The organism is Novosphingobium sp. (assembly GCF_031417815.1).
GTDB lineage: Bacteria > Pseudomonadota > Alphaproteobacteria > Sphingomonadales > Sphingomonadaceae > Novosphingobium.
In genome coordinates this window covers 1-13,166 of record NZ_JANOWI010000026.1, presented here as the reverse complement: position 1 = coordinate 13,166, position 13,166 = coordinate 1, and the positions used below count along the sequence as shown (strand labels likewise).

Below are 13,166 nucleotides of genomic sequence, written 5' to 3'. Positions count from 1 at the left end.
TGACATTGGACATTAGCACAAGCGAGGCATGAACACCTTTGCGCCGCACCGTCCGCTCAAACTTGGGACTCGCAATTCGCCGCTCGCCATGGCGCAGGCCGAAGAAGCGCGCGGGGCGCTGATGGCCGCTCATCCGGGGCTTGTGGTGGAACTGGTGCCGGTGCTGGCCAGCGGCGACAAGGTGCTCGATCGGCCGCTGGCCGAACTCGGCGGCAAGGCACTGTGGACCAAGGAACTGGACCTCTGGCTGCTGGGCGGCGAGATCGATCTTGCAGTCCATTCGCTGAAAGACGTGGAAACGCTGCGCCCGGCAGAAATCACCATTGCCGCGGTGCTCCCGCGCGAGGATGTGCGCGACGTGTTGGTCGGCGCAGCATCGCTGGCCGATCTGCCGCCAGGCAGCCGGATCGGCACCAGCGCCCCGCGCCGCGCCGCACAGGCCCTGCATCTGCGGCCCGATTGCCGGGTGGTGGGCATTCGCGGCAACGTCCAGACGCGGCTGGCCAAACTGGCCGCGGGCGAAGCGGACGTTACCCTGCTCGCCATGGCCGGGCTTAACCGGCTGGGGCGCTCTGATGTGGGTACCCCGCTCGATCCGCTGGCCTGGCTGCCCGCGCCGGGGCAAGGCGCGATCGCGATCGAATGCCGCACCGGTGATCAGCCGGTGCGCGATCTGCTGGCCGCGATCGATCATGATCCCAGCCACCTCGCGGTGCGCGCCGAACGTGCGCTGCTGGCGGCACTGGGCGGCAATTGCCACAGCCCGGTAGCGGTGCTCAGCACCTGGCAAGGCGGGCTGCTGATGCTGGAAGCTGCGCTGTTCAGCCCCGACGGGGCCGACAAGGTGGCCGCCGCGCATTCTTTCCTGCCCGGCGATACCACCGCTCCGGCGCAGCTGGCCGCGCGGTTGCTGGCCGGGGCCAGCGCGGCGATCGCGATGCATTTCGACCCGCCGGACGGGATCTGAACCATGGTGCCGCTGATCGTCATCCGCCCCCGGCCCGGAAACGATGCCAGCGTGGCCCTGGCGCAGCAGCTGGGCATGGCGGCGCACGGCTTTGCCCTGTTCGAAATGGTTCCCAAAAGCTGGGAAGCCGCCATCCCGGGCGGGCACGAGGCACTGCTGGCGGGCAGCGCGCAGGTGTTCCGGCTGGGCGGCACCGGGCTGGCGATGCTCAAGGGCTTGCCGGTCCTTGCTGTCGGCGCGGCGACCGCCGATGCTGCCCGCGCCGCCGGGTTCACGGTCGCGCAGGTGGGCGAGGGCAACATGCAGGCACTGCTTGACGCACTGGATCCCGCGCACCGCCGGCTGCTGCGGCTGTCGGGTGAAGACCGCGTGCCGCTCACCCCGCCGCGGGGCGTCACCATCGATGAACGCGTGGTCTATGCCAGCGTGGCCGCGCCGCTGCCCGATGCGCTGATCGCGCTGCTGCAGCAACCGGCGATTATCGCGCTCCATTCGGCCGAAGCCGCGCACCATCTGACCGCGCAATGCGTCACCCACGGGATCAGGCGCGCGCGGCACCGGTTGGCGGCGCTGTCACCGCGGATCGCGGCGGCGGCGGGCGAAGGCTGGGGTGAAGTGGCGGTGGCGGCCTTTGCCGAGGACAAGGCATTGCTGGCCTTGGCCCGGCAAATGTGCCAAGACCCGTGGCCGGCGGGTCGCACTGCCGGAATATAAAACACGGAACGCATGCCTGAAGATTATTACGCCTCGCGCGCCATAAGCACCGGATCCTCGTTCAAGGGGTTCCTGCTTGCCGGACTGCTCTCGTTCGCGGGCGGGGCCACGCTGATCGGTTATCTGGTCTGGAACGGCCAGATCGATATCGGCCGCGAAGTCTCTGCTCCGCTCACAGTGCCGCTGCCGTCGCCCAGCCCCAGCGCCAGCCCGCTGGCCCCCGCCGCGCTGGATCAGCAGATTGCCGCGATGGAACAGCGGCTTGCCCGGCTGGGCCTGCAGGCCGCCGCTTTCGATGGCACCTCGGTGCGCGCTGAAGGCCTGCTGGTGGCCTTTGCCACCCGCCGCGCAATCGAACAGGGGCAGCCGCTGGGCTATCTGGAGGAGCAGTTGCAAACCCGTTTTGGCAGCGCCCGGCCCGATGCGGTCAAGGTGGTCTCTGCTGCTGCCAAGACGCCGCTGACGCTCGATATGCTGGCCGCGCAGCTTGACGATCTGGGCCCGGCATTGCTGGGAACCCCGCGTGATGAAGGTGCCTGGCAAGGTTTTACCCGCACCATGTCGGGCCTGTTCGTGATCAAGCGCGACGATGGCAGCGCGCGGCCCGCGCAGCGCCGGCTCGATTCTGCGCGGCTGATGCTGCGCAGCGGCCGGGTGAACGAGGCAATTGCCGAGATTGCGCAGATGCCGGGCAATGCCGCCGCAGCCGACTGGATCGGTGCCGCGCGCCGCTATGCCGCCACGCAGGCCGCGCTTGACCAGATCGAGCAGGCCGCGCTGACCGAACCGCAACTGCTGAAAAGCGGCGAAGGCGAAACGGTCAACCAGCCGGGGTTGAACGCACCGCCGGTCCCGACGGGAATGCCTGCGCCTAAGCCCTGAGCAGTTGCGGCAGATCGCCCGACATGCCGCGCGCTTCATCCATGAAGAAACGCTTGAGCCAGCCCGAACGCTGGACCACGCCCATGCCAAGCCGCCGCGCCGCGCTGGGCAGGCGGCCAGGAATGCCGAACAGCCTTACCAATGCATCGGTGGCGGCCATTACGCTGACCGAATCGAGGCTGCGCCAGCGTTGGTAACGCGCCAGCAGCTGGGCATCGCCGGGTTCCAGTCCCAGCCGCATGCCGTCGCCCAGCACGTCGACCAGGCAGCCGACATCGCGCAAACCAAGGTTGAAGCCCTGCCCTGCAATCGGGTGCATCCCGTGGGCTGCATCACCGATCAGCGCCAGCCGGTGATCGACGATTGCGCCCGCGTGATGGAAGTTGAGCGGATAACCGAGGCGCGGCGCGGACAGCGCGATCGCACCAAAAACCCCTTCCATCCGCGCGGCGATCTCACCCAGGAACTGCGCATCGCTGAGCGCGGCAATGCCTTTTGCGTCCTTTTCATCCACCGTCCAGACCACCGCCGAGCGGTGGCGGCCATCGGGCAGATCGCGCAGCGGCAACAGCGCCAGCGGCCCCGCTGAGAAGAATATCTCCCACGCCACCCCGCCGTGGGGCTGTTCATGGGTGATCGCGGCAACGAATGCGCGGTGGCGATAGTCCCACTTCGCGCTCGATAAACCGGCATCGGCGCGGGTTGGCGATTGCCGTCCTTCGGCCCCGATCAGCAGTGCGCCTTCCACGGTGCGTCCGTCGCTGAGTGAAACCGACACGCCGTGTTCGCCGCGCTGACGCTCGACCGGCTCTACCCCGCTGGCCCAGGCAATCGCCGGTTCTGCGCGTGCGGCTTCGAACAAGGCCAGCCGGATATCGCGGTTGGCGAACATCCGGCCCAGCGTGCCCTGTTCGGGACCGGGCTGAAAATCGATCCGCCCGGGCCGCATCGCATCGGTTACCGCGATCGAGGCAATCGGGCAGCCCAGTGGTTCAAGCCGCTCGGCCAGCCCGATATTGGTGAACAGGTTCCAGCTGGCGGTGGAAATTGCCGAAGCGCGCCCGTCCACCCCTTCGGCGGTCAGGTCTTCGGGCCGCGCCTTGTCGATCACGTGGCTGGTGATGCCCTGTTTGGCTGCGGCCAGGGCCAGCGTCATGCCGACAAGCCCGCCGCCAAGAATTACCAGATCACGCTTGTCGTTCATTGCCGCTTGCCTCAGTTCGCGCAGGTGTTGCCGGCCCCGCCATCAAGATCGAGGCAGCGCCCGTCGAAACTGCCATCAGGAATGCTCAGCCCCAAGATGGCCGCAAGGGTGGGTGCGATGTCGACCGTCTCGACCGGCTGGGGCTGTTCGAACCGGGTGATCCCCGGCCGCCAGAACAGCATCGGCACGCGCCGGTCATAGTCCCACGGACTGCCGTGGGTCGCCACATAGGCGCCGACCATCGGTTCGGGGATCGGGGTGATCCCGCGCGCCAGCATGAACACCAGATCGCCCGAACGCACCGGATCCCACGAGGCGCGGGCGCGTTCTTTCAGCGTCCAGTCCTGCGGATTGCCGCTGGGCATCGGGGTCGCGGCCAGTTCGGCGCTGGTATAAACAGCCGCGACCTGCGGATTGGCTCTGATGATCTGCACCAGCGCATCGACCACACGGGCGCGCTCGGCGGGCCGCAACACACGGTTCACAAACAGATCACCGCCTTCGCCGAACACCAGCGACGCGTCCCCAGCGTTCAGGCCGGTCTTTGCCGCCACCGCTGCGCTCAGCACCTTGGGCGAGAGCGAGGCATCGACCCGCACCGCAGCCGGAAAGGCCTGCTGATCGGCGCGCTCGGGCGTGTCGAGCCCGCCGTGATCGGCGGTCAGCACCACCACGTAATCGATCTTGCGTTTATCGAGGTGATCGAGCAGCCGCCCGATCGAATAGTCCAGCGCGGCCATCTGGATGCACACTTCGGCGCCTTCGGTGCCGGTGGCGTGGCCGATGTAATCGGTTGCCGAAAGGCTGACCGACAGCATATCGGGTGCCGCGCCGCGGCCGAGGTCCATCTCGTCAACCAGCGCATTGGCCAGATCGACCGTGGCGGCATCCATCCGCGGCGAAATGCGGAACTGGTCGGGCTTGTTCTTTTCCAGCGCGAAAGCCCCGGTGCCGACCGTGGACTTGCCAACGCTGACCGCAAGGTTGTTCGGCTTGCACCAGGCCGGCAGGGCATAGGGCTTGGCGCCCTTGGCCAGCACCTTGGTGATACCGGCGTTCTGGCGCACGGCTGCGGGTGACGGCGTGCGGCCCTTCAGGGTGACGAAGCCCGCGCCCTTCCACCAATAGGCCGCATCGATATTGTGCCCGCCCATCATCATCACCGCGCGGTCCTTGGCCGAAACGGCGACGTTGCGGCTGGCCGGGTTGGCGGCCTTCATGTATTCGCCCAGCGTCGGCACCTTGAGGTGCCAGGCTGAAACTACCGGATCCTTGGGGCTCGATGCGGGATCACGTTCATCCTCGGCGCAATAGATCGGCTTGGCCCCGCGCGGCCCATCGGGCTCGAACCAGGTGTTGGCAATGATCCCGCTGCGCGCCGGATGCACTCCGGTCAGCTGGGTCGAGTGGCCCGGGCAGGTTTCGGTTGCGGCGTGCGACTGATAGCCCGAAGGAAACACCGCGCCTTGCCCCAGCCGGGCCAGACCATAACGGAAGGTGCTCCGGTATTCAGCATAGAGATCGGCCGAAAACTGATCGACCGAAATGGCCAGGACCAGCCTCGGCGGGCCCTTGGGTGCCGGCGCGGGCTTGGCCAGGCTCTGGACTGAAATCGCGCCGATCGCGGCAGCGGCGAACAGGGCAAGCGGGACAAACGGGCGGCGCATCGGCATTCCTTGATATATGCGGGCAAAATGGGCACAGGCCTGATGGCCCCGCCGCGCCCGATAGGCAAGAGCGCGGGCAGTGAATTTGGAGTGATTTTGCATGCGGCGGTTTTGCCTATGGATTGCAGTGCTGCTCAACGCTTTGGTGCTGCTGGCAGCGCTGCCGGCCGCCGCGCAGGCCCCGACCCATATCAAGGCCGAACTGATCGCCGAAAGCCGCAGCGTGGCCCCCGGCGGCACGGTGACGCTGGCGATCCGGATGACCCCGCAGGCAGGCTGGCACGGCTATTGGCTCAACCCCGGCGATGCCGGCCTGGGGATTGAACTGGCGCTCGAAGACGCCCGGATGAAGCCGCTCTTCTCGCTCGGCATGCTGCAATATCCGGTGCCGCAGACGTTGGTGGTCAGGGGGCTGATGAACCACGTTTACGAGGCCGAATACGTGGTGCTGGTGCCGCTCAGGGTCGATGCCCGGGCCAGCGGGGCCTTTCCGCTGGCGTTCAATGCCCGCTGGCTGGCCTGCACTGACAAGATCTGCGTGCCCGAAAGCGCGCGGCTGGTGCTCAGCCCGGGGATCACGATCAAGCCCGCGACCAATCCGGCAGAGGACCGCGATATGCGGTTCGACGGCTGGCGTGCGGCACTGCCCGCGCCGCTTGGCACCCCCGCCACCTTTGCCATCGATGGCAACCGCCTGCGCATTGCGGTGCCGCTGCCCGCGTCGGTTGCGATCGATCAGCCGCACCTGTTTGTGGCCGATGAATACCAGGTCAAATATGCCGCGCCGCAGCGGTTCTTGCGCGATGGCAACTTGCTGGTGGTGGAACTCGAGCGGGCCAAGGATGCGCCGCCGCTGGCCGCGCTGGGTGCCGTGCTGCGGCTCGCCAAAGGGCCCGACGGTTTGGCGATCACGGCCGCGCCCGGCCCGGTTCCCGCTGGCGGCACGCCGCTCAGCCAAGGTCCGTCGCTTGGCTGGCTGTTGCTCTCGGCGCTGCTCGGGGGGTTGCTGCTCAACGTGATGCCCTGCGTGTTCCCGATCCTCAGCCTCAAAGCACTCAGCCTGGCGCGCGCGGGCGAGAGCGAGACGCAGGCCCGCGCCGAAGGGCTGGCCTACACCGCCGGGGTGATGCTGGCCTGTCTGGCGCTGGGCGCGCTGCTGCTGGCCTTGCGCGCCGGGGGTGAGCAAGTCGGCTGGGCCTTCCAGTTGCAGGAGCCGCTGGTGGTCGCCGCCTTGCTGCTGCTGGCGGTGACGATCACCGCCAACCTTGCCGGGTTGTTTGAATTTTCGGTGCCGGGCTTTGCCAGCGAGGGCTCTCCGCAAGGTGCCTTTGCCACCGGCCTGCTCGCCGCCTTCGTCGCCACGCCCTGCACCGGGCCGTTCATGGCGGCAGCGATGGGGGCAGCGCTGCTGCTGCCGGTTGCCCAGGCGATGGCGTTGTTCGCCGCGCTCGGGCTGGGGCTTGCACTGCCGTTCCTCGCGCTGGCCTTCGTTCCCGCGCTGCGCCGCCGCCTTCCGAGGCCGGGGGCGTGGATGGCCCGCTTCAAGCTGGCGATGGCGGTGCCGATGGGGCTGACTGCGTTGGCGCTGATCTGGCTGGCCTGGCGAGTCGGCGGACAGTGGTTCGTTGCCGCGCTGCTGTTTGTTGCGTTCGGGGTGCTAATTCAGCTGACGAGGATCGGTCTGGCGCAGCGCTTGGGCCGTGAACTTGGCAAATGGCAATGGGCTGCATTCATCGCACTAGGCCTTCTATTCTGCTTGCTGCTTCCGGCAACGATCAATCCGCCTCGGCAGTCCGAAAGCTCCATCCTTTCCGCCCAGCCATTCAGCGAATCCGCGCTGGCCTCAGGCCGCGCATCGGGCAAGCCGGTGTTCCTCTACTTCACCGCCGACTGGTGCCTGACCTGCAAGGTAAACGAAGCTGCCGCGATCGAACGCGAAGAGACCCGCGCGGCGTTTGAAAAAGCAGACGTTGTGGTGCTGCGCGGCGACTGGACTCGGCGCGACCCGGCGATCACCCGCTTCCTCACCGCGCAAGGTGCAGCGGGCGTGCCGCTTTATATCTGGTACCCGGCAGGCGGCGGCGCGGGCCAGCAATTGCCGCAAGTGCTGACCCCGGCGCTGCTGGCTGAGCTGGCTACAAAAACCAGAACCGATTGATCCCGCTCTCGTCGTCTTCGATCCGCACCGGACGGCCGACCACCCTTCCCTTGCGAAGCTCGGCACAAATTCCCGGATCGGCGGAATTGGCCAGGACCCGGGCATCGCCAGCGCGCGCCACCAGCGTTGCCACTTCGCCCGCCTTGCCCGGCTGGATGGTAAACGTCTCGGCCACCGCTTCGCCGTCGAGGGTATCGAGCACCGCGAACGCTGGCTTCACTTTTTCAAGGCTTTGCCAACGGCTTGCCGACCAGTCCGCAGGCGCGGTCGAATAGACCCCGGCGGCGTATTTGCTCATGGTCCCGCCGTTGGCGCCAACCAGCGCGAAGCTGCCCGGCGCGGCGCGGCAGCGCGCCACCGCCTCGGCGATCGCGTGGCTCGAATAGTTGTTCCCGGCCCCGCCGAAGAACGGCAGCCCGCCGGTCAGAGTCCAGCCGCGCGGATCGTCGCGGTCCAGAGCGAAGGCGTCGAGCAAGTTGAAAACGGGGATCGCAAAGCACGAATAAAGATCGACAGCGCTTAGCTTTTCCCAACCAATTCCGGCAATCTCAAGTGCGCTTGAGATTGCTGCCACAGCAGCCGGACTCTGCTCCATGCTGGCCCGCGAGAGCAGCGTCGGCTCGGCGCAATCGGCAACGGCGTGGATGTGGACCCAGCGGTCTTCGGGCACGCCCAGCCGCCGCGCCTCCCCGACACTGGCAAGCACCATCGCCGCACCTTGATTGACCTGATCGCGCGATACCACCAACCGCCCGTAAGGCTCAGCGATCAGGCGATTCCGATCGTTCAGCGTCGCCAGTTCCTCGGCGCTCCATTCCTTGGGCGCGGCGGAATGCGGATTGGCGGCAGCGACCCGTGTGAACGGCGCGAACAACCGGCCAATCTCCAGCCGGTAATCGGCGAGGCTCAAGCCCAGACGCTCGCGCCGGACATTATCGGCCAGCGGATAGGCAAAGATCGGCGCGGCGACGCCGTGTTTGAACGCAGTCCGATCGGCAATGCCTTCGAGACCCGGGCCTCGATCGAGCTGTGCTTCGGACATTTGCGCCCGCCGCTCTGACGGCCGCGCCGACAAGCCCAGATTCGCCAGTTCGCCTTCGGGGCCCGGCCCGCGATCCTCCTCGTCACCCCGGCGGTGCTCGGACCAGTCGCGCGTCTCACCCCGCGTCAACAGCGCGCGCATGGTAGAGAGCGCTTCGGCCCCGGCGATGGCCGCTAACTTGGAGCGTCCCGCCGCGATCTCTGCCGCGAGTTCGCCGACCAGCCGCTGTGGGCGGTCGCCGCCGACCACCTCGTGAATGGCATGCTCCGGGTTGGCTCCGACCCGCCGCGCGATCGCGCGCGGGACATTGTCAGCGCAGCCGAACGGCGCCGAATAGCGCGTCGCTGATTGCTCGAACTGGCGCACCCCCACCAGCGTATCGAGCGCTTGCGGCAGGCTGCGCCTGGCGTGGGCATCGGTGAAAGCGGCCTTGAGCGCCGCACCCGCCAGATCCATCGGCGAGCGCTCAAGGTAGCCTGGTTCGCCAACGCGTTCCGATACCTGCCCGACGCCGATGATCACGGGTGTATTGTCGTCCATCACAGCACCTGCCCATCGTCAACGGTGATCGTCGCGCCGGTGATGTGGCGCGCGGCGTCCGAAGCGAGCAGCAACAGCGGCGCATCGAGCGCGGTAATCGGGGTCAGGCGGCGGCGGTGGAACGCATTCAGATGCGCCTGGCCCGCCGCCGTCTCGAACCAGTCACCCTGGATTTCGGTATCGATATAGCCGGGCTGGATGGTGTTGACGCTGATCCCCTGGCGCACCCATTCGCGCGCGAACTGGCGGCCCAGATGTGCCACCCCGGCCTTAAGCGCGGCATAGGCGGTTTCGCCATTGCCGGTAAGCTCGGCGGTGATCGAGCCGATCAGCACGATCCGCCCGCGTTCGCTGTCCTTGAACCCGGCGGCGATCATCCGCTTCGCCCCTTCGCGCGCGGTCAGGTAGAGCCCGGTGAAATTGGTATCGACCACCGCGCTGATATCGGCGGCGGACAGCTCGGTCGAGCGTCCGGCATGTGCGATCCCGGCATTGGCCACCACCGTATCGACCGTGCCGAACTTTGCCTCGGCGGCATCATAGGCGGCGATCAGCGTCGCCTCGTCGGTGACGTCCAGCGGCACCGCCAGCGCAGCCGCGCCCAGCTCCGCCGCCAGCGCCGCGATCCGGTCCACCCGCCGCGCGCCGATCACCACCCGCGCGCCTTCGGCCACGAACAGCCGCGCAAAATGCGCGCCGAAGCCCGATGATGCGCCGGTGATCAATGCGATCCGTCCGGCCATTTGCCCTGCCATGTTCCATCCTCATGCCTGTTGTGTCTTGGCCGCAAGCATGGCCGCAGCCGCGCTGCGGGTAAAGGCTACAAAGCGCAAGTCAGATGATCTCGGCCTGCCCTTCCAGCGCGGCACGCAGTTTGTCCAGCGCTTGCGCTTTCAGCTGGTGGACCCGCGGGACCGAGACCTGCAGGGTTTCGGCGATTTCAGCCAGGTTCAGTTCCTCGGCGAAATAGAGCTGGACGATCAGTTGCAAGCGTTCGGGCAGTTCTGCGACTGCACCCGCCACCGTTTCGCGCAGTTCCTGATCGGCCAGCATCGCGAAGCTGTCGGGCCGGTCGTCGGCAAAGGCCATGTCGGCATCCGAATAGGTTTCGTCGATCGGCTCGAAGCGCAGTGGCTCGCTCGACGCGCGCTGGGTCTGCAGTTCGTTTTCGCTGATCCCCATAGCCGCGGCCAGTTCGCCCGGCAGCGGCTCGCGGCCCAGTTCGGACCGCAAGGCGGCATGGGCTTCGCGCAAGTGCCGCCGCCGTTCCACCCCGCCGCGGCTGAGCGGCACATGGCGGCGAATGAGATCGACCATCGCCCCGCGCACGCGCAATTTGGCATAGGCGGCAAAGCCATCTTCACCCGGGCCGTTGTGGCGCTGCGCCGCTTCGGTCAGCGCGACCATCCCGGACTGCATCAGGTCTTCCAGCTCGATCCCCTGGCGGCCGCCGCCGTGGACGTGCCAGGCCAGCCGCCGCACCATCGGCACGAACCGCTGGATCCGGGCTGCGGTATCACCGCGATAGGCGGCAGCGGCGCTGCGGGCCTGAACGAAAGGCTTTTGATCGTGGATCATGCGAAAGCGGTCTCCGGTTGGGGCGTGGTGTAAGTGGGCGGCGCAAGGGCGGGGGCCTCGCTCGCGGGGCCGCCAATGACCGAGATCACCGCGATCGGCTGGCTGGGCGGAAGTTCGGCAATGGAAATCACCAGACACGATGGCGCGCGCAGCCGCAGCAGGGCGGCCAGCGCCCGGCGCGCGCGCGGCTGGACCACCATGGCGATCGGCGGGGCATCGCCCCCGCGCGCGGCGATCAGCTCGGCCACGTGTTCGCCGATGGCGCGGGCCAGGTCAGGCTCGACCACCGGCTGACCGGTGACCGGATCGATCAGGCCCTGCATGATCGCGCTTTCAAGGCTGACATCGAGCGTCACCACTGGCAGCCGCGCGCCCGGCGGGCAGATCCGCCCGACCAGCAGCGGGCCCAGGTCCGCGCGGACCATTTCGGTCAGCCGTTCGTGCTCCAGCGTCTGTTGCACGCCCTGCGCCAGCGCGGCGAGGATCGGCACCGGGTGCGCGATCGAGATACCATCGGCGAGCAGATCGCGGAAGATCCGGGTCAGCGCGCCCAATGCCAGCGGCGCAGGATAGACCGCTTCGACCAGCCCCGCCGATTGCTCCTTCACCGCATCGAGAATGGCTTTGAGTTCATCGGGGCCGAACAGCACCTGCGGGCGCTCGGCGATCAGCTGGTTGAGCTGCGTGGCGATCACGGTGGAGGCATCGACCGTCAGGTAACCCTCGGCAATTGCCAGATCGCGCTGGGCTGGCGCGATCCACAGCGCCGGACAGCCGAAGCTGGGGTCGGTCGTGGCCTCACCATCAAGCTGCGCGCCGTCTCGCACTTCGCCGGCATCGATCGCCAGCACCCGCTCGGGCCGGACCATGCCTGCGCCCAGCGGCACCCCGCCCAGCACGATGCGGTAATCGCCGGGGGCAAGATCAAGGCTGTCGCGCACGCGGAACTGCGGGATGATGAAGCCGAACGACTGGCTCAATTGCTTGCGCACGCCGGTGATCCGCGAAACCAGCGGCGCGCCGCGTTTGGCATCGACCAGGTGGACCAGACCATAGCCAAGCTCGATCGTTACCAGCGTATGATCGGACACGTCCTCCAGCCGGATCCGCCCCGGATCGGCCGGAGCCACCGCAGGGGGCGGCGCGGGCGGCCGCGCGGCGCGCTGTCCCAGCGTGTGCCACAGCCACCCGGCAAGCCCTGCTGCGGGCAGGAAGATGGTCTGCGGCATCGCCGGGATCATCCCGATCGCACCGAGAATCACCGTGACCGGCAACCAGGTGGAAGGATTGGCCAGTTGCCCGCCGATCTGCGCAGCCAGATCACCGTCCTGCCCTTCGCGGCTATCGGCCACGCGGGTGACGATCACCGCGGCGGCGATCGACAGCAGCAAAGCCGGGACCTGCGCCACCAGCGCATCGCCCACTGCCAGCGTGATGTATTTCTGCGCGGCATCGCTGGCGGTGAGGCCGTGGCTGATCATTCCCAGTGCGAAGCCCGCCAGGATATTTACCGCCAGGATCAGCAGCGCGGCGATCGCATCGCCTTTGACGAACTTGCTGGCACCGTCCATCGAGCCATAGAAATCGGCCTCGGTCGCCACTTCGCGGCGGCGCGCCTTGGCTTCATCCGCGGTCAGCAGCCCGGCGGCAAGATCGGCATCGATCGCCATCTGCTTGCCCGGCAAGGCATCGAGGGTGAAACGCGCCGACACTTCGGACACGCGGCCGGCGCCCTTGGTGACCACCACCAGATTGATGATCACCAGGATCATGAAGACGAACAGCCCGACCGCGAAATTGCCCGCGACCAGGAACGCCCCGAACGCCTCGATCACATGCCCGGCGGCCGCTCCGCCCAGGTGCCCGTTGACCAGCACCACCCGCGTCGAGGCCACGTTGAGCGACAGACGCAGCAATGTGGTGAACAAAAGGACCGACGGAAACGACGAAAAGTCGAGCGGTTTTCCGGCATTGATCGCGGTCATCAAGACCGCCACCGACAAGGCGATGTTGAGCACGAAGAACACGTCGAGCAGCACTGCCGGGACCGGCACCACCATCAGGCAGATCAGCGTGAGGATGCCGGCCGGCAGTGCCAGCGCGCCAGCGCGGAATTTAGGCAGCCAGAACGTCACAGCCCGAACGCCTGCAGCTTGCCGTAAGCGGTGCGGACGTGGACCGGCATGGCATCGGGCGACCCGCCAAAGGCATAGGCAAGGGTATCAGCCATCGAGGGGCGGGTCGGGCTAGAAAGCCCCTCCCCGGCGGGGAGGGGTTGGGGTGGGGGTTCTACGCCAGCGCCGGGGGGCCCCCCCCCCCCCCCCCCCCCCCCCGCCGGGGGGGGGGGGTTGTGGGGGGGGGGCCCCCCCCCCCGCCACAAACAACAAGGCCCGGGCCGCATCCAAAAACCCCCC

General features: G+C 67.7%; 10 protein-coding genes. 4 read left to right on the top strand and 6 right to left on the bottom strand.

Annotated features, from left to right (window positions below; translation table 11 throughout):
• The first annotated feature begins 28 nt into the window (after positions 1 to 28).
• The 3 genes from hemC to RMN99_RS06680 are packed head-to-tail and all read left to right on the top strand — an operon-like array spanning position 29 to position 2,563.
• Complete coding sequence (hemC, locus tag RMN99_RS06690; RefSeq protein ID WP_309622525.1) at positions 29 to 967, top strand: hydroxymethylbilane synthase; 939 nt, start codon at positions 29 to 31, stop codon at positions 965 to 967.
• A 3-nt stretch (positions 968 to 970) separates the two neighbouring features.
• Entirely contained in the window at positions 971 to 1,681 is a 711-nt protein-coding gene (locus RMN99_RS06685; protein WP_309622524.1) for a uroporphyrinogen-III synthase, read from the top strand.
• Between the two features lie 12 nt (positions 1,682 to 1,693).
• Complete coding sequence (locus RMN99_RS06680) at positions 1,694 to 2,563, top strand: hypothetical protein (RefSeq protein WP_309622523.1); 870 nt, start codon at positions 1,694 to 1,696, stop codon at positions 2,561 to 2,563.
• Here the strand turns inward: RMN99_RS06680 and RMN99_RS06675 are convergent.
• Together RMN99_RS06675 and RMN99_RS06670 are read right to left on the bottom strand one after the other, a co-directional pair.
• A complete protein-coding gene (locus tag RMN99_RS06675; protein WP_309622522.1) occupies positions 2,553 to 3,767 on the bottom strand; it encodes an FAD-dependent monooxygenase in 1,215 nt (404 codons plus the stop codon). The genes RMN99_RS06680 and RMN99_RS06675 overlap by 11 nt on opposite strands.
• Positions 3,768 to 3,778: 11 nt before the next feature.
• On the bottom strand, positions 3,779 to 5,434 hold the full coding sequence (locus RMN99_RS06670; protein ID WP_309622521.1) for an alkaline phosphatase family protein: 1,656 nt from the start codon (positions 5,432 to 5,434) through the stop codon (positions 3,779 to 3,781).
• Between the two features lie 100 nt (positions 5,435 to 5,534).
• Here RMN99_RS06670 and RMN99_RS06665 point away from each other — a divergent pair, with 100 nt between their 5' ends.
• Positions 5,535 to 7,592, top strand: coding sequence for a thioredoxin family protein (locus RMN99_RS06665; RefSeq protein WP_309622520.1), 2,058 nt, complete (start codon positions 5,535 to 5,537; stop codon positions 7,590 to 7,592).
• Here the strand turns inward: RMN99_RS06665 and RMN99_RS06660 are convergent.
• From RMN99_RS06660 to RMN99_RS06645, 4 genes are all read right to left on the bottom strand, one after another.
• Entirely contained in the window at positions 7,570 to 9,174 is a 1,605-nt protein-coding gene (locus RMN99_RS06660) for an acetyl-CoA acetyltransferase (RefSeq protein WP_309622519.1), read from the bottom strand. The genes RMN99_RS06665 and RMN99_RS06660 overlap by 23 nt on opposite strands.
• Positions 9,174 to 9,929 (bottom strand): SDR family oxidoreductase, encoded by a 756-nt coding sequence (locus RMN99_RS06655; protein WP_309622518.1) that lies wholly within the window; start codon positions 9,927 to 9,929, stop codon positions 9,174 to 9,176. Before RMN99_RS06655 ends, RMN99_RS06660 begins: the two co-directional genes overlap by 1 nt.
• A 79-nt stretch (positions 9,930 to 10,008) precedes the next feature.
• Positions 10,009 to 10,752, bottom strand: coding sequence for a sigma-70 family RNA polymerase sigma factor (locus tag RMN99_RS06650; RefSeq protein WP_309622517.1), 744 nt, complete (start codon positions 10,750 to 10,752; stop codon positions 10,009 to 10,011).
• Entirely contained in the window at positions 10,749 to 12,812 is a 2,064-nt protein-coding gene (locus RMN99_RS06645) for a flagellar biosynthesis protein FlhA (RefSeq protein WP_309622563.1), read from the bottom strand. The genes RMN99_RS06650 and RMN99_RS06645 overlap by 4 nt, the downstream gene beginning before the upstream one ends.
• Positions 12,813 to 13,166: the final 354 nt, after the last annotated feature.

Bases quoted from the DNA above. Each gene is read 5' to 3' on its own strand.
- RMN99_RS06655 (WP_309622518.1), bottom strand. From the start codon at position 9,929: ATGGCAGGGCAAATGGCCGGACGGATCGCATTGATCACCGGCGCATCA.
- RMN99_RS06675 (WP_309622522.1), bottom strand. From the start codon at position 3,767: ATGAACGACAAGCGTGATCTGGTAATTCTTGGCGGCGGGCTTGTCGGC.
- RMN99_RS06685 (WP_309622524.1), top strand. From the start codon at position 971: ATGGTGCCGCTGATCGTCATCCGCCCCCGGCCCGGAAACGATGCCAGC.
- RMN99_RS06645 (WP_309622563.1), bottom strand. From the start codon at position 12,812: ATGGTGGTGCCGGTCCCGGCAGTGCTGCTCGACGTGTTCTTCGTGCTC.
- hemC (WP_309622525.1), top strand. From the start codon at position 29: ATGAACACCTTTGCGCCGCACCGTCCGCTCAAACTTGGGACTCGCAAT.
- RMN99_RS06680 (WP_309622523.1), top strand. From the start codon at position 1,694: ATGCCTGAAGATTATTACGCCTCGCGCGCCATAAGCACCGGATCCTCG.
- RMN99_RS06670 (WP_309622521.1), bottom strand. From the start codon at position 5,434: ATGCGCCGCCCGTTTGTCCCGCTTGCCCTGTTCGCCGCTGCCGCGATC.
- RMN99_RS06660 (WP_309622519.1), bottom strand. From the start codon at position 9,174: ATGGACGACAATACACCCGTGATCATCGGCGTCGGGCAGGTATCGGAA.
- RMN99_RS06665 (WP_309622520.1), top strand. From the start codon at position 5,535: ATGCGGCGGTTTTGCCTATGGATTGCAGTGCTGCTCAACGCTTTGGTG.
- RMN99_RS06650 (WP_309622517.1), bottom strand. From the start codon at position 10,752: ATGATCCACGATCAAAAGCCTTTCGTTCAGGCCCGCAGCGCCGCTGCC.